Genomic DNA, 14,351 nt, shown 5'->3' on the forward strand with positions numbered 1-14,351 from the left:
AAGCGACCATGACTCAATTGATCAGCCACGTGACCCCGGCCTCGTTGACCGAAGTGCTGCAAGCCGCCGGTTACCGGGTCAACCGGACCGAACAGAACGGCATCGTCCAGTTGCTCAGCGCAAGCCAAGGCATCGGCTACGCGGTGCGCTTCGGCAACCCGGCGCCGGAGGCCGGCGGTTTCGTGGACTTCACCTTTAGTTGCGCGCTGCGGGTGCAGGGCGAGCTGCCGGCCGGGGTGGCCGAGCAGTGGAACGCCTCGCGCCGCTTCGCAAGGCTGTCGTTGCAGGGTGAATTCCTGGTGATGGAAATGGACGTGGTGGTGGCGGCGGGCGTCAGCGCGGCGCACCTGCGCGGCAACCTGGAACTGTGGGACCGCCTGCTTCAGGAATTCATCGTGTACCTGCGTGATTTCAGCCAGCAGGCTGCCGCGCCGGCGGTGAACGCCGAAGCGGCCGCGCAAGAGGAAGCCGTGCTGTGAAAAAGCCTGCCATGGTGATGGGCGCCGCGACGGTGGCGCTGCTGGTGGTGGCCGTGGCGTTGGCGGTGCGGCCGGGCAGCGACCCGGTCGCCGCTCAGCAGCCGGCGCCGTCGATGCAGGCCGAGGCGGGGCCAGCGCTGGCCCGCCTGGGCAATCAGCAGGTGTCGCCGCAGGAGGTGCAGGCGCTGTTGGCCAGCCTGCCGCCGGCGTCCCGCGCACAGCTGCAAGGCAACCGCGAGGCGCTGGAGCGCTGGATCCGTTCGCGGCTGGCCGAAAAGGCCGTGCTGGAGCAGGCGGACGCTCAGGGTTGGGCGCAGCGTCCCGACGTCGCCCGGCAGACCCGCGCGGCCACCGAGCAGATCGTGTTCCGCGACTACTTGCGGTCGGTCAGCGAGGTGCCGGCGGACTACCCGAGCGCCGCCGAACTGCAGCAGGCCTACGAGGCCGGCAAGGCCGACTGGGTGACCCCGGCGCTGTACCGGGTCAGCCAGATTTTCCTCGGCGTGGGCGATCCGCAGAACCTCGACGCCGTGCGCAAGCAGGCGTCGGAGCTGAGCAAGAAAGCCCAGGCCGCGCCGGGGGAGTTCGCCGCATTGGCCGGCCAGTATTCCCAGGATCGCACCACGGCCGAGCGGGGCGGCGACAGCGGCCTGCAACCGTTGCAGCAACTGGTGCCGGAGGTGCGTGGCGCGGTGGCGCGGCTGAAGGTCGGCGCGGTGTCGGAGCCGGTGCAGAGCGCGGCGGGCTTTCACGTGATCAAGCTCACCGAACTGCAGCCGGCCCGCACCGCGACCCTGGACGAGCTGCGTGACCAACTGACCCAGGCCCTGCGCGCCCGGCGCCAGGAGCAGATCGCGCAGGCGTACCTGGACGGCATGCTCAACACCGCGACGCTGAGCATCGACGGGGCTGAACTCAACAAGGTGCTGGAGGGAAAACGGTAATTCGGATCCACCGCTGAACCTTGTGGGCACTGGCTTGTCGGCGATGGCTGCGTGTCAGTCACCAGACAGGTTGGATCGGCCGACCGCATCGCTGGCAAGCCAGCGCCCACGAAGGACGAGTGCACAGGCAAACAACAAAGATCGACAGGGAGTCATCGATGTCATTCACCGAACCCGCAGGACGACAGGGCAGCCCCGAATACCGCTGGCCGCAGGACAAGGAGGAACCCTGGCAGGCCCGGGCCGCCGCCCTCGACGGCGACGTGGCGCAATACTTCCTAGTAAGCGCCCGCTGCGGTTGCTTCATGCAGGCGGCCCGCAGCCTCAACGTGCGTTCGACCTTGCTGCGCAAGCAACTGGCGCAGTTGGAGCAGCAACTGCAATGCGCGCTGTTCAGCTTCCAGGGCAGCGCCCTGAGCCTGACCCGCGAAGGCCAGCAGTTGCAGGCGCGGCTGATCGCCCTGGCCCACGAACGCAAACTGCCGGTGGTCGAGCAGCCGCTGGTGCGCCTGGCCGTGGCCGAGTCGATCCTGCACGACATCCTGGGCCGCGACCTGATCGCGCTGCTGCGCCGCAACGCCAGCGTGCGCCTGGAGATCATCTCGGTGGACAGCGAACTGGCGCTGCGGGCAGTGAGCGCCGACGTGGTGCTGTGGCTGGCCCCCGGCGACAGTCCCCATCCCGGCCCGACCTTCGCCACCGACGAACCGCAACGCCTGGCGACCCTGGACTACCTGCCGCATATCGCCAAGCGCTATTCGCGGGTGACGGCGCGCCCGGACACCCTCGACGACCTGGCCGACTTCATGCTGGTGCAGTGGCGTCACGACCGTCAGATCGACGGTTTTCGCCCCTGGAACAACCTGGTCGAACAACGCCTGGCCGGGGTGGTGCAGATGCAGTCCTATGAGCTGATGCTGGAGATGATCCGTTGCAGCGCCTGCATCGGTCTGCTGCCGATGTACATGGGCCGCTTCGACCGGGGCCTGGTGGCGTTGCCGGGGCTGTTCGACGAGCCGATGCGGTTGCAGGCGTGGCTGGCGGTGAATGCCGAGTCGCAGGCATCGGCCGAGGTGCAGGCGTTGGCCGGACTGATCCGCCACACGTTCAGCGAGCGGCAGGAATGGTTCGAATAGCCTGACGCTGGATCACATGATGGGTGGCGGATTAGAGTGAACCGCCATGCAACCGATCCAGGAGGGATCCACCATGCCTGACAACGTCGCCATCCACCTCGAACGCTTCAACGAATCCCACGTCGAGGGTGTCACCGCGCTCTACAACGATCCGGCCGTGGGTCGGCAGGTGCTGCAGATGCCGTTTCAGTCCAGCGAGGTCTGGCGCCAGCGGCTGCTGGCGGACAACGAACGGGCGGTGAAGCTGGTGGCGCTGCATCAGGGTGCGGTGATCGGCAACCTGGGGCTTGAAGCGTACTCGCGGATGCGCCGCAGCCATGCCGCCAGTTTCGGCATGGCCGTCGCCTTGGCGTGGCAGGGCAAGGGCGTCGGTTCCCGGCTGCTGGCGGCGGCGCTGGACGTCGCCGACAACTGGATGAACCTGCACCGGGTCGAGCTCACCGTGTACGCCGACAACGACGCCGCCATCGGCCTGTACCGCAAGTTCGGCTTCGAGACCGAGGGGCTGTTGCGTGACTACGCCGTGCGCGACGGGCAATGGGTCGACACCCTGAGCATGGCCCGCCTGCGCCCGCGCCCCAAGGCGTGACTCAGTCGTCCAGGGCGAACGCCACCGCCGCCTGCGCATGCAGCGCGGTGGTGTCGAGCAGGGGCAGGGCGCTGTGCTCGGGCTTGATCAGCAGGCCGATTTCCGTGCAGCCGAGGATGATCGCCTGGGCGCCCCGGGCGGTCAGGGATTCGATCACCCGCTGATAGGTCTGCCGTGACGTTTCGCTGATCACGCCGACGCAAAGCTCTTCGTAGATGATCCGGTGCACCGCACGGCGTTCGGCTTCGTCCGGCACCAGCACGTTCAGGCCCTGGGCGTGCAGCCGCTGCTTGAGGAAGTCCTGCTCCATGGTGAACGCCGTGCCGAGCAGGCCGACGGTGTTGGCGCCGATCTCCAGGGCCGCATGGGCGGCGGGTTCGGCAATGTGCAGGAACGGAATGCCGACGGCGGCCTGGATCGGCTCGGCCACCTTGTGCATGGTGTTGGTGCACAGCACCACGCATTCGGCGCCGCCGGCCTCCAGCCGGCGCGCGGCATCCACCAGGATCGCCGCCGCGTCGTCCCAGCGCCCGGCGTGCTGGGCCTGCTCGACCGGACCGAAATCCACGCTGTGCATCAGCAGCTGCGCAGACCGCAGCGGCCCGAGCCGGTCACGGACCTGCTGGTTGATGAGGCGATAGTATTCGGCGCTGGATTCCCAGCTCATGCCGCCGATCAGGCCGATGGTGCGCATTGGATGTCCTCAGGCTGTGGCCTGCGCGGATGCGCCAGGCCTGAGGGGAGTTTCCGGCGGTTCGGCGGCGGATGCCAGCGCAAATCAACTGTAGCGCCCATTCAGTTGCAAAGTGTTGCGCAGCGTCATCCGCCCCGAAGCGGTTTCCCGGCGCACGCCGGGCTTACGGTGTCACAGCTTGATCGGCCGGATCGTAGGAAAACGATGAATCGACGCCTGGCGTGGAGGGCGGCGTCAGCCGGATGATCGGCACGAGGATCTTCGGGTCGGTCGAGTTGTAGAAGTCCCTTTGGTTGTACTGGGCCTCGGCCAGTCCGGCATCGCTTCCGCCGTAGATGTAGAAGAACGCCATGAGCGGGAACTTGTTCGGCGGGAAGCTCTGGGCGCACGACTTGGCAGGGTCTGCCGACAGCGGGTCGCACCAGGTCTTGATCAGGATTTCATTGTGTTCGTTGACCCCGGACACGTTGGCGAGCGCTCTGGCCCGGATGGACTGATAGAACGCCGGGCCCGCGAGTTGGTTGCGGTCATCCGATATGTCGAAGCCGCACTGGCGCTGGTTCCGGTTGCCGCCGGCGATCGACCACACGTCATACCACTGCTCCGCCGTGGTCACGCCGGCGTTGTGGCAGAGCTGGCTCTGTTGGGGATAGTCGGGGTGGGCCACGCAGACCTCCGTCGCCGAGCGGGTCCAGGTCCAAGCGTCGTAAGGGTAGGAGCACAGGTAATCCAGGTCATACTTGTCGGCCGGTGCTTCGAAAATCGGATAGACGATGAATCCGTTGCCGTGCCCCCAGGCCAGGCGTCCGAAATTGGCATCGGCCCGCAGATAGGAAAACGAGACGCCACCGTTCTTCACCGAGTTGGGGCTCGGATCCCAGACCTTGTACTGATTGTTGGGATCCTTGACCGTCACCCGCAGCGTCACCCCCGAGCAGAGGAACGCCGGCTGCGAGTCGGAGTTGAAGCAGTTGGGGAATTTCCGGCCGTAGAGCGTCTTCAACTGCGTGACGATGGCCGGGCCGTCGAGCACCTGGGTGCCGCTGGCGCTGACGTTGACGGTCGCCGGCGGCTGCGTCGCGACTTGCGAGCAACCGGCCAGCAGGACGAACAAGAAGATTCCGATGGCTTTGCGCATGACGTGCTCCTTCGCCCGGTCGGGCACTTTGGTGTTTCGTGTGGCGCGTCCCTAGATCGTCACCCGCAGATACCAGGAAAAGATGATCGGCTCGCTGGTGCCGGTACGGTGCAGGGTGTAGTTGAACAGGCCGGTCTTGCCCCGGTTGTTGCTGATCCAGGCGGGGGGGACGGCGACGTCGGTGTACTGCGGCTGGGTGATGCCGAACTCGTCGCTGTGGTGGCGGATGGTGCCCACCGTCAGAGAGATGCGCACCTTGTGGCTCCCTTCCAGAGGAGGGTAGTAGGCGCGCAGGTTTGTCTTGTTGGCGTTGAGAGTCGGTTCACCCAGCAGGTGCTTTTGCGCGGTGACGTTGATGTCTAGGTTTCTCGACGGTATGTCTGGCTGGGTGCCCGGCAACCGCACGGTATAGGAGATTTTCGCGCTGTTGGCGATGCAGTCGACCACTTCCTCGCGGGGCACACGGAAGGTCAGGGTCTGGCCTGCGGTGGTGACGGTCTGGATTTCGCTGCCGAAGGTCGAGTTGCGCCCCACCCAGTACACTTTCACGGTCTGGCCCGGCGCCGATCCGGTGTAGTTCACCTCGACCGTGGCGTACTGGGCCTCGTAGAAGTCGCGCACGAAGTTCAGCACGGTTCCGTTGGCGTCCTTGGCCTCCAGCACTTTCGGCGGTCTGAGGTCCAGTGCCGGCGTGCGGATGTGCACGTCGATCTCGGTGGTCGCGGACCAGATCGCCAACGGGCCTGAGGTGTTGCCGATCTGGTCGGTGACGCGGTACTTGAGCTGGAACCTGGGGTTGTCCTGCCAGAACGCCTCGGTGAACAGGGTGATCACCACGCTGCCGGCCGCCGCTTGGGCGGCCGTCACGGTGTGGGTGGTTTCACGGCCGTCGGCGCTCAAGGTGATGACATCGCGTTCGCGCAGGTGGATGTAGCGCAGGGTGACGGCCACGCCTTGCGCCGCGCGCGCGGCATCCACGCCGTTGGCGATGACATCCGCCGGCAGGGTCATGAGCAGGTTCGGGTTGTCGCCCGTGCCCGTGACTTCGCCGCCGGGGCGCGGGGTGTGGAAGAGCGCCACCAGCGGTTGCGAGGTTTCGGGGTCGGGTTGGCTGATGCGGGTGACCCGCAGGCTCAGGCGGTTGATCCCGTCGCGCAGGAGGGCGGCCGGCAGGTTCAGGTCGAAGCGCAGGTTTTCTTCACCCGGCTGAATGGTCTTGCTGACGGCGGCGGTGGCCGATTCATTGAGCAGCAGTTCGGCGAAGTCGCGCGGTGCCATGTTCAGCCACGGATCGCACGACACACGGAGTATGCCGTTACTGATGAGCGACAGCGCAATGCCGCCGTCGGGGGCCTCAGGATGAACCACCGGAACCGTCAGGCCGGGAATGGCGGGCCGGTCGATGACCAACGGCTGATTGTTGTTGTCTGGCGTGTTCATGGTCGCGCTCCTGTCGTGCCGATATCGCGTTGACGAGTCAGCGATATCAAACACCCGCAGGCGCGGCCGGGCACCTGTCAGATCTGACAGGTGCCCTCTCAAAGTACGCAGAAAAGACCACCGTCGGTCGTTTTCCGGATCTGTGCAGAAACGGTGGGAGCCCCCCATCGCCGGCACCGGCTTCATCGCGGGCAGGCCCGCTCCCGCAGGGTCACATGTCCATGTTGACCCAGCCCGGCTTGGCCTCCTCCGGCGCCACGGCCTTCACTGTCTTGCCGGTGGCTAGCTCCACCCGCCGCGCCACTTCCGGGTCGTCGGCGAACGGCGTGAGGCTGGCGTCGTCGAGGCTTTGGGCGGTTTCGTGGCGCAGGCAGTACTCCACCGACAGCCACAGAAACAGCACCCCCAGCCCATTCAGGAACATCTCGAACATGGCCGCCTCCTTGCCTAGGCGATCTGCGCGTCGCGATGGGCCAACGCCACGTCCGCCACCCGCACGGTGCGCCACACGTTGTAGGCCATCAGCAGCATGCCGCTGAGGAAGAACACCCCGCCGGCGAAGCGCACGATGAAGCCCGGATGGCTGGCCTGCAGCGCTTCGACGAAGGAGTACGTCAGCGTGCCGTCTTCGTTGATCGCGCGCCACATCAGGCCCTGGGTGATGCCGTTGACCCACATCGAGGCGATGTACAGCACGGTGCCGATGGTCGCCAGCCAGAAGTGCAGGTTGATCAGCGGCGTGCTGTGCATGCGTTCGCGGCCGAACACTTTGGGCACCATGTGGTAGGTGGCGCCGAAAGTGATCATCGCCACCCAGCCCAGCGCCCCGGCGTGCACGTGGCCGATGGTCCAGTCGGTGTAGTGGGAGAGGGCGTTGACGGTCTTGATCGCCATCATCGGGCCTTCGAAGGTGGACATGCCGTAGAACGCCAGCGACAGCACCAGGAACCGCAGGATCGGGTCGGTGCGCAACTGATGCCAGGCGCCGGACAGCGTCATCATGCCGTTGATCATGCCGCCCCAGCTCGGCGCCAGCAGGATCAGCGACATCGCCATGCCCAGCGACTGCGCCCAGTCGGGCAGGGCGGTGTAGTGCAGGTGGTGGGGACCTGCCCAGATGTACAGGGTGATCAGCGCCCAGAAGTGCACGATCGACAACCGGTACGAATACACCGGCCGGTTCACTTGCTTGGGCACGAAGTAGTACATCATCCCCAGGAACCCGGTGGTCAGGAAGAAGCCCACCGCGTTGTGGCCGTACCACCACTGCACCATGGCGTCGGTGGCGCCGGAGTACACCGGGTAGGACTTGAACCAGTCCACCGGGATCGACAGGTGGTTGACCACGTGCAGCATCGCGATCACCAGGATGAACGCGCCGAAGAACCAGTTGCCGACGTAGATGTGCTTGGTCTTGCGTTGCACCACAGTGGTGAAGAACACCACGCCGTAGGCCACCCAGACCACCGCCATCCAGACCGCGCCGGAGAATTCGATCTCGGCGTACTCCTTGGTGGTGGTGTAGCCCATCGGCAGGGTGATGAACATGATCACTATCACCGCCTGCCAGCCCCAGAAGGTGAACGCCGCGAGCCGGTCCGAATACAGCCGCACCTGGCAGGTGCGCTGCACCGCGTAGTAGCTGGCGGCGAACTGGGCGCTGCCGGCGAAGCCGAAGATCACCAGGCTCGTGTGCAGGGGCCGCAGGCGGCCGAAGGTGGTCCACGGCAGGTCGAGGTTCATGTCGGGCCAAACCAGTTGCGAGGCGATCCATACCCCCATCGCCATGCCGACCACACCCCAGAAAACGGTTGCGATGACAAATTGGCGGACGACCTTGTAGTTGTAGGCCTGTCCGGTTGCTGCTGTGCTCATGGTCGATTCATCCACGGTTGCAAAGGCTTGCCGGACCACCCGGCCCGGCATGGGCTGCACTGTAGGAACCCTGCCGAAAACAAAACAGGCTCAGGAATCTTTCATTTGTACGGATCAGATTTAAAGGCTGCCTGCGGCTATCTGCCGCGCTCTGATACGGTTTTTATGGTTTCAGGTGAATCTGTAACGGCCTGCGCCGCATCGGCATAGTTCAGCAAAAGCAATAACTGTGGGAGCGGGTTGGGTCGCGATTGCGGTGTGTTAACTGACACACCGCAATCGCGACCCAACCCGCTCCCACAGAAAACCCTGATGAGGTAGCCGATGTATCAGTACGACGATTACGACCGGGCGCTGGTGTTCGAGCGTGTGGCGCAGTTCCGTGACCAGGTCGCCCGGTTCCTGGCCGGCGAGTTGAGCGAAGAGGAGTTCCTGCCGCTGCGCCTGCAGAACGGCCTGTATATGCAAAAGCACGCGTACATGCTGCGGGTGGCGATCCCCTACGGCACCCTGAGCGCCGGGCAGATGCGCACCCTGGCCGGCATCGCCAGCGACTACGACCGGGGCTACGGCCACTTCACCACCCGGCAGAACATGCAGTTCAACTGGATCAGGCTGGAGGAGGTGCCGGACATCCTCGAACGCCTGGCGCAGGTGAACATGCATGCGATCCAGACCTCCGGCAACTGCGTGCGCAACATCACCACCGAAGCCTTCGCCGGGGTGGCGGCGGACGAACTGATCGACCCGCGTCCGCTGGCCGAGATCCTGCGGCAGTGGTCGACGATCAACCCGGAGTTCCTGTTCCTGCCGCGCAAGTTCAAGATCGCCATCTGCTCGGCCAGGCAGGACCGCGCGGCGATCATGATGCACGACATCGGCCTGTACCTTTACCCCGGCCGGGACGGCCAGATGCTGCTGCGGGTGATCGTCGGCGGCGGGTTGGGGCGCACGCCGATCCTGGGCCTGCAGATCCGCGACGGCTTGCCCTGGCAGCACCTGCTGTCCTACGTCGAGGCGGTGTTGCGGGTCTACAACCGCCACGGCCGGCGCGACAACAAGTACAAGGCGCGGATCAAGATCCTGGTCAAGGCGCTGGGCATCGAGGTGTTCGCCAAAGAGGTCGAAGCCGAATGGCAGCACCTCAAGGACGGCCCGGCGCAACTGACCGACGCCGAGTACCAGAGGGTCGCCAGTGCCTTCGTGCCGCCGGCCTACCGGTCGCTTGCCGGCACCGACCTGGACTTCGGCACGCACCTGGCCGAGAGCCCTGCGTTCGCCCGTTGGGTCGCGCGCAACGTGCAGCCGCACAAGGTGCCGGGCTACGTCAGCGTGGTGCTGTCGACCAAACCGGGCGCGGCTGCCGCGCCGGGTGACGTCACCGGCCAGCAGATGCTCGCGGTGGCCGACTGGTCCGAGCGCTTTGGCTTCGGCGAGATCCGCATCGCCCACGAGCAGAACGTCGTCTTGCCGGACGTGCCCAAATCCGAGCTTCACGCCCTGTGGCTCGAAGCGCAGGAGCGAGGGCTGGGCAGCGCCAACGTCGGCTTGCTCACCGACATCATCGCCTGCCCCGGCGGCGACTTCTGCGCGCTGGCCAACGCCAAGTCGATCCCGGTGGCCCAGGCGATCCAGGCGCGCTTCGAGGACCTCGACTACCTGCACGACCTGGGCGACATCAGCCTGAACATCTCCGGCTGCATGAACGCCTGCGGCCACCACCACATCGGCAACATCGGGATCCTGGGCGTCGACAAGAACGGCAGCGAGTGGTACCAGATCACCCTCGGCGGCGCCCAGGGCAAGCACAGCACGTTGGGCAAGGTCATTGGGCCTGCGTTCAGCGCCGCCGAAGTGCCGCAGGTGATCGAGCGGATCATCGCCACCTTCGTGCGCTACCGCGAAAGCGAGGAACTGTTCATCGATACGCTGGCGAGGATCGGCCTGGAGCCGTTCAAGGAACGGGTCTACCCCAAGGCGCTGGAGGCAACGGCATGAACAATCTGCTGCGGCTGGAAGAGGGCGGGGCGCGGATCGTGGCGGACGACCCGTGGACGCTCGTGCGTGAGCCGGCAGGCACGCGGCCGGCGGGGCTGCTGATTCTGCCGCTGGCCCACTGGCTGGAGTCGCCTTCCACCCACGCGGTGTGGCTGGGCCCGGACGACGAGGTCGAAAGCCTCGTCCCGTGGCTGGCCTCGCTGCCGCTGATCGCCCTCGACTTCCCGAGCTTTCGCGACGGCCGCGCCTACAGCCAGGCCTACCTGCTGCGCAGCCGCTTCGGCTGGGCCGGTGAACTGCGGGCCATCGGCGACGTGCTGCGCGACCAGCTCAGCCACATGCGCCAGTGCGGCTTCGACAGCTTCGCCGTGCGCGAGGACAAGTGCGCCGAAGACGCGCTCAAGGGCCTGGCCGGGATGAGCGTGCAGTACGGCCGCTCGGTGATCGAACCGCGGCCGCTGTTCCGCCGGCGGTAGCCACAGCAACCCCTGCACAGGGGAAACCCCTAGAACCGCCTTCAATCGGGGATTTTTCCTTGGGTCGGTGATGGCCTTTTGGTAGAGTCCTTGGCGCCAGCGGGTTTTCGGCTGGACGACGGAACGAAGAAGGGAGTCTGTTTGTGGCTGCGGGCAAAAAAATCCTCGGCCTCACTGCGTTGCTTTTGATGCTGACGCTGTGGGCCAGTTACTTTTATGTGTTCAACGAAAACCGCGACGGCCAACTGGGCGGCGCCGGCGACAGCCGGGCCTGGTGCGGCACGCCGCCGTCCGGCGAAGCGGCGTTGCTGGGCAAGGACCAGTTGACCCTGCGCATCACCAACAACCTGCGCGGCGAGTTCATGCTCAGCGGTTCGGTGGTGGTGTCCGAACGCACCTTCAACCGCTACGACCTGGGCCGCAACGAACTGCGCCTGCGCCTGGAGCCGCTGCAGTGGTCCTACGGCGTGACGCCGATCTTCCTCGAACAGGTGAAGGTGCAGCCCCTGAGCCGCAACCTGTCGGCGACCGACAAGAGCGCCTTCGCCGAGCTTGAGCCGCGCCCCATCGGGGTTCAGGGCCAGGTCGCCGCGTTTCCCTTCGACACTTACCGCTACGGCTACAAGCCGGTGCTGTATTACCTCAAGGGCAACGAGCGCATCGACCTGCGCTTCAAGAACATCACCACGCAGATGGAGATGTCCAACACCTTCACGCCGATCCAGAAGTACAACCGCGTCGAGTACATCAACGAGAAGAACTCGATGATCCGCGACGAAGACTACAAGGCCTACGGCCCCCACGAATGCGCCTTCAGCGTCGAGCGCAAGGGTGCGTTCAAGGTGGTGGTGCTGTTGCTCCTGCTGATCCTGTGCCTGCCGCTGATGCACGTGTTCTACCGCGACGAGCCGGGGATCGACTTCCTCGCCACGCTGGTGGGCATCGCCGTGGTGCGCACGGTGCTGGTGGGGCCGGTGAAAGATTTCGAGCTGTACAACATCGACTTCCTGTTCGGCGCGGCGATCCTGCTGGTGGGGTCGGTGTCGCTGATCAAGGCGATGAAGGCCCACAGCCGGCGGGAGATGGCGTTGCGGAGCGGGGCGACGTCGTCCTGGTGACCGGGGCCGGGGCCTGCCGTGGTTGTGCAGGCCTTGGTTCTGCCCCGCAGCGTCCTCACCGGCGCCATCGCCAGCAGGCTGGCTCCCACAGATCCAGTGGGCCCGCAGTCATTTCAGGGCCGGGTCGCCGGGGTTCAGCTGCTTCCAGCCCTGCATGACGGCCTGGGCCTTGGGCTCCTGTCCGCTGTCGAGGTAATACTGGATCAGCGACAGCCGCGCATTGCGGTTCGCCGGCTGCGCCTTGAGCACCTGTTCCAGCTGTGCGCACGCCTCGTCGACCTTGCCGCTCTCATGCAGCGCCACGCCCAGCACATAACCGTACTGGGCGTTCTGCGGCTCCAGCCTGGCGGCTTCGCGCAGCGCCGGCATCGCCTCGCCGGGCTTGCCGGCGCGGATCAGCGCCAGCCCTTGGGCGTGCTGCAGCAAGGCGCTGTCGGGATGCGCCTTGAGGCTGGCGGCGAGCTGCGTTTGTGCCTCCTGCCGTCGGCCGTTGGCCTCCAGCCACTGCACCAGCGTCACTTGCGCCGGATGGAAGTCCGGATCGCGCTTGAGCGCCGCGCGCAGCAACCCTTCGACCTCCGCGCTGCGGCCGCTGGCCTGGTACAGCAGGGCCAGGTTGAGATTGGCTTCGGCCCGTTCGGCGAGGTGCTTCTGTACGTCTTCGTATTCGCCGATCGCCGCGTCCCACCGGGCCTGCGCGGTGCCCTGGCCGCCGCGCGCGCTGCCGAGCAGTTCCCTGGCGGTGGCGATGCGCACGGCCTTCACCGGGTCGGCCAAAAGCGCTGTCAGCAGCGGTGCGCGCTCCGCCGGCGGCACGAATGCGCTGACCGCCCGCACGGCGCTTTCGCGCACTTGAGGGGCGGGGTGCTTGAGGTCCTGCGTCGCCAGTTTCAAGGCCTGTTCGCTCGGGTACAGCGGCAGTTCCGCCAGGAGGGTCGCGCGTTGGATCGCCGGCAGGTTGCTGCGCTGCAACTGTGCCTGCAACGCCTGGGCGGCGCCCGGCAAGCCGTTGCGGACCAGGTGCAGGCTCTCGTCGTAGCGCGGCGCCTGCGGACCGTTTGAGGCGTTCCACTGCCTGAACTGTGCCGTGACCTTGTCGCCGTCCTTGCCCTGGTGACAGTTCAGGCAGGCATCCGGTGTGCCGAGGCGGGCGGCCCGCTCGGGGTTCGGCAGGCTGAAGCTGTGGTCATGGCGAAAGTCGTTGCCCATGTAGAACTTGCCCGGCATGTGGCAATCCACGCATTGCGAACCGGGCTGGCCCATGGCGTGGCGGGTGTGTTCGACGGCGTCGTAGCGCTTGGCCTGCAGCCCCTTGCCGTCCACGCCTTGAACCGGCGTCGTGCCCGCCGGGTTGTGGCATTGCAGGCACACGCCGTTGCCGGGGGCCTTGAGTGCGCCGCTGTGAGGGTTGTGACAGTCGCTGCAGCGCACGCCCTTGTCGAACATTTTGCTCTGGGCGAACGAGCCGTGCTCGAACACCTCGTCCTTGATCTTGCCGTCCAGGGCATAGAGCTCGCGGGTGAGCACGCTGGGCAGGTAATCGTCCATCAACCGTTTGCCCGCGGTGTAGCCGTCGCCCAGCGGTGCGCGGCGGGCGTGGCAACGGGCGCAGGTCTCGATCTCGACGGTGGCGTCGCGGTTCTTCAGGTCCTCGGCGAATCCGGCGTGGATCAGGTCGCCTTTCTGCGCCGTCCATTGCAGGTGGTTCGACGCCGGGCCGTGGCAGGCCTGGCAACCGACGCCCAGGCTGTTCCATTGGCTGGCGAAGGTGTCGGACGCGGCATCGAAGTTGCGCCTGTAGCCGGTGGTGTGGCATTCGACGCACATGAAGTTGGCGTTCTGCGCTGGTTTGCTCCAGTGCAGCGGGTTCTTGAAGTCCACGCCCTGGCCCGGATAGAGGTGGAACCAGCGCCGCTGCTCGGTATCCCAGGCCACGCCGAGGGCCTGCAGGCGGCCGTCGCCGACGTCGATCAGGTACTGTTGCAGCGGCGCGATGCCGAAGGTGTAGGCGACCTTGAAATCGGCGTTCTTGCCGTCGGCTCCCGGCGTATTGACCCAGAAGGCATCGCCCTTGCGCAGGAAGCGGGTGGTCTCGTGCTCGCCCTGGAAACCGGCGTCGTTGAAGTCGCCCAGCACCGTCTCGGCGGTCGCCGACTGCATTGCCAATTGATGGTGGGAGCCTTGCCAGTCCTTGGCCTCGGCGCTGTGGCAACCCTGGCACTGGCGCTCGTCCACGAACGTGGCCGGTCCGGCGGGTGCCGGTTTGACGGTCGAGGCGACGGGCACAGGCCGACCCGGCGACGGGGCGGGGGTGAACAGATACCAACCGATGGCCGCCACGGTCATCAGCAGCAGGCCGATGGCGGCAGGAAACAGACGATATGAAATCAGGTTCGGTGAGGCATCAGGCTGCTGCGGCGCGGCTTTGTCTTTGGGCTTGGGCATTGCGGCTTCCGTGATCCGT

13 protein-coding genes are annotated in these 14,351 nt (G+C 66.1%); 7 read left to right on the forward strand and 6 right to left on the reverse strand.

Translation table 11 applies throughout. The annotated features are described in order from the left end of the window. Nucleotides 1-8: 8 nt before the first annotated feature. From CAG31_RS15105 to CAG31_RS15120, 4 genes are all read left to right on the forward strand, one after another. Complete coding sequence (locus CAG31_RS15105; protein ID WP_085582436.1) at nt 9-479, forward strand: YbjN domain-containing protein; 471 nt, start codon at nt 9-11, stop codon at nt 477-479. Next, nucleotides 476-1,423: a peptidylprolyl isomerase gene (locus tag CAG31_RS15110; RefSeq protein ID WP_085582438.1), complete on the forward strand. Its 948-nt coding sequence runs from the start codon at nt 476-478 to the stop codon at nt 1,421-1,423. The genes CAG31_RS15105 and CAG31_RS15110 overlap by 4 nt, the downstream gene beginning before the upstream one ends. A 158-nt stretch (nt 1,424-1,581) precedes the next feature. After that, nucleotides 1,582-2,559: a LysR family transcriptional regulator gene (locus CAG31_RS15115; RefSeq protein WP_085582440.1), complete on the forward strand. Its 978-nt coding sequence runs from the start codon at nt 1,582-1,584 to the stop codon at nt 2,557-2,559. 73 nt (nt 2,560-2,632) lie between these two features. Next, entirely contained in the window at nt 2,633-3,148 is a 516-nt protein-coding gene (locus CAG31_RS15120) for a GNAT family N-acetyltransferase (protein WP_085582442.1), read from the forward strand. A 1-nt stretch (nt 3,149) separates the two neighbouring features. Here CAG31_RS15120 and CAG31_RS15125 read toward each other — a convergent pair whose 3' ends face one another. The 5 genes from CAG31_RS15125 to ccoN all read right to left on the reverse strand — a co-directional run bounded on the left by CAG31_RS15125 (nt 3,150) and on the right by ccoN (nt 8,295). Beyond that, nucleotides 3,150-3,842, reverse strand: coding sequence for an aspartate/glutamate racemase family protein (locus CAG31_RS15125; protein ID WP_085582444.1), 693 nt, complete (start codon nt 3,840-3,842; stop codon nt 3,150-3,152). 163 nt (nt 3,843-4,005) lie between these two features. Next, a complete protein-coding gene (locus tag CAG31_RS15130; RefSeq protein ID WP_085582446.1) occupies nt 4,006-4,980 on the reverse strand; it encodes a halovibrin HvnC in 975 nt (324 codons plus the stop codon). Nucleotides 4,981-5,031: 51 nt separating this feature from the next. Continuing rightward, the gene (locus CAG31_RS15135; protein ID WP_085582448.1) at nt 5,032-6,420 is read right to left on the reverse strand and encodes a hypothetical protein; all 1,389 of its coding nucleotides are present in this window, start codon (nt 6,418-6,420) and stop codon (nt 5,032-5,034) included. Nucleotides 6,421-6,631: 211 nt separating this feature from the next. After that, a complete protein-coding gene (locus tag CAG31_RS15140) occupies nt 6,632-6,853 on the reverse strand; it encodes a CcoQ/FixQ family Cbb3-type cytochrome c oxidase assembly chaperone (RefSeq protein ID WP_085582450.1) in 222 nt (73 codons plus the stop codon). 14 nt (nt 6,854-6,867) lie between these two features. Continuing rightward, nucleotides 6,868-8,295 carry a cytochrome-c oxidase, cbb3-type subunit I gene (gene ccoN, locus CAG31_RS15145; RefSeq protein WP_085582452.1) on the reverse strand — a complete coding sequence of 476 codons (1,428 nt, stop codon included), beginning with the start codon at nt 8,293-8,295 and terminating at the stop codon, nt 6,868-6,870. Between the two features lie 324 nt (nt 8,296-8,619). On the opposite strand from ccoN, the gene CAG31_RS15155 reads away from it, so the two are divergent. The 3 genes from CAG31_RS15155 to CAG31_RS15165 all read left to right on the forward strand — a co-directional run bounded on the left by CAG31_RS15155 (nt 8,620) and on the right by CAG31_RS15165 (nt 11,887). Continuing rightward, the gene (locus CAG31_RS15155; RefSeq protein WP_085582454.1) at nt 8,620-10,293 is read left to right on the forward strand and encodes a nitrite/sulfite reductase; all 1,674 of its coding nucleotides are present in this window, start codon (nt 8,620-8,622) and stop codon (nt 10,291-10,293) included. Beyond that, nucleotides 10,290-10,769 carry a DUF934 domain-containing protein gene (locus CAG31_RS15160; protein ID WP_085582456.1) on the forward strand — a complete coding sequence of 160 codons (480 nt, stop codon included), beginning with the start codon at nt 10,290-10,292 and terminating at the stop codon, nt 10,767-10,769. Before CAG31_RS15155 ends, CAG31_RS15160 begins: the two co-directional genes overlap by 4 nt. A 143-nt stretch (nt 10,770-10,912) precedes the next feature. Continuing rightward, complete coding sequence (locus CAG31_RS15165) at nt 10,913-11,887, forward strand: hypothetical protein (protein WP_085582458.1); 975 nt, start codon at nt 10,913-10,915, stop codon at nt 11,885-11,887. 108 nt (nt 11,888-11,995) lie between these two features. Here the strand turns inward: CAG31_RS15165 and CAG31_RS15170 are convergent, their stop codons facing one another. Further along, complete coding sequence (locus CAG31_RS15170; protein ID WP_085582460.1) at nt 11,996-14,332, reverse strand: tetratricopeptide repeat protein; 2,337 nt, start codon at nt 14,330-14,332, stop codon at nt 11,996-11,998. Nucleotides 14,333-14,351 lie beyond the last annotated feature (19 nt).

This window comes from Pseudomonas sp. R25(2017), from assembly GCF_002112565.1.
GTDB classification, from domain to species: domain Bacteria; phylum Pseudomonadota; class Gammaproteobacteria; order Pseudomonadales; family Pseudomonadaceae; genus Aquipseudomonas; species Aquipseudomonas ekonensis.

Excerpts from the sequence above, each read along its gene's own strand:
- CAG31_RS15105 (WP_085582436.1), top strand. The coding sequence starts at position 9 with ATGACTCAATTGATCAGCCACGTGACCCCGGCCTCGTTGACCGAAGTG.
- CAG31_RS15115 (WP_085582440.1), top strand. The coding sequence starts at position 1,582 with ATGTCATTCACCGAACCCGCAGGACGACAGGGCAGCCCCGAATACCGC.
- CAG31_RS15120 (WP_085582442.1), top strand. The coding sequence starts at position 2,633 with ATGCCTGACAACGTCGCCATCCACCTCGAACGCTTCAACGAATCCCAC.
- CAG31_RS15125 (WP_085582444.1), bottom strand. The coding sequence starts at position 3,842 with ATGCGCACCATCGGCCTGATCGGCGGCATGAGCTGGGAATCCAGCGCC.
- CAG31_RS15130 (WP_085582446.1), bottom strand. The coding sequence starts at position 4,980 with ATGCGCAAAGCCATCGGAATCTTCTTGTTCGTCCTGCTGGCCGGTTGC.
- CAG31_RS15135 (WP_085582448.1), bottom strand. The coding sequence starts at position 6,420 with ATGAACACGCCAGACAACAACAATCAGCCGTTGGTCATCGACCGGCCC.
- CAG31_RS15140 (WP_085582450.1), bottom strand. The coding sequence starts at position 6,853 with ATGTTCGAGATGTTCCTGAATGGGCTGGGGGTGCTGTTTCTGTGGCTG.
- ccoN (WP_085582452.1), bottom strand. The coding sequence starts at position 8,295 with ATGAGCACAGCAGCAACCGGACAGGCCTACAACTACAAGGTCGTCCGC.
- CAG31_RS15155 (WP_085582454.1), top strand. The coding sequence starts at position 8,620 with ATGTATCAGTACGACGATTACGACCGGGCGCTGGTGTTCGAGCGTGTG.
- CAG31_RS15160 (WP_085582456.1), top strand. The coding sequence starts at position 10,290 with ATGAACAATCTGCTGCGGCTGGAAGAGGGCGGGGCGCGGATCGTGGCG.
- CAG31_RS15170 (WP_085582460.1), bottom strand. The coding sequence starts at position 14,332 with ATGCCCAAGCCCAAAGACAAAGCCGCGCCGCAGCAGCCTGATGCCTCA.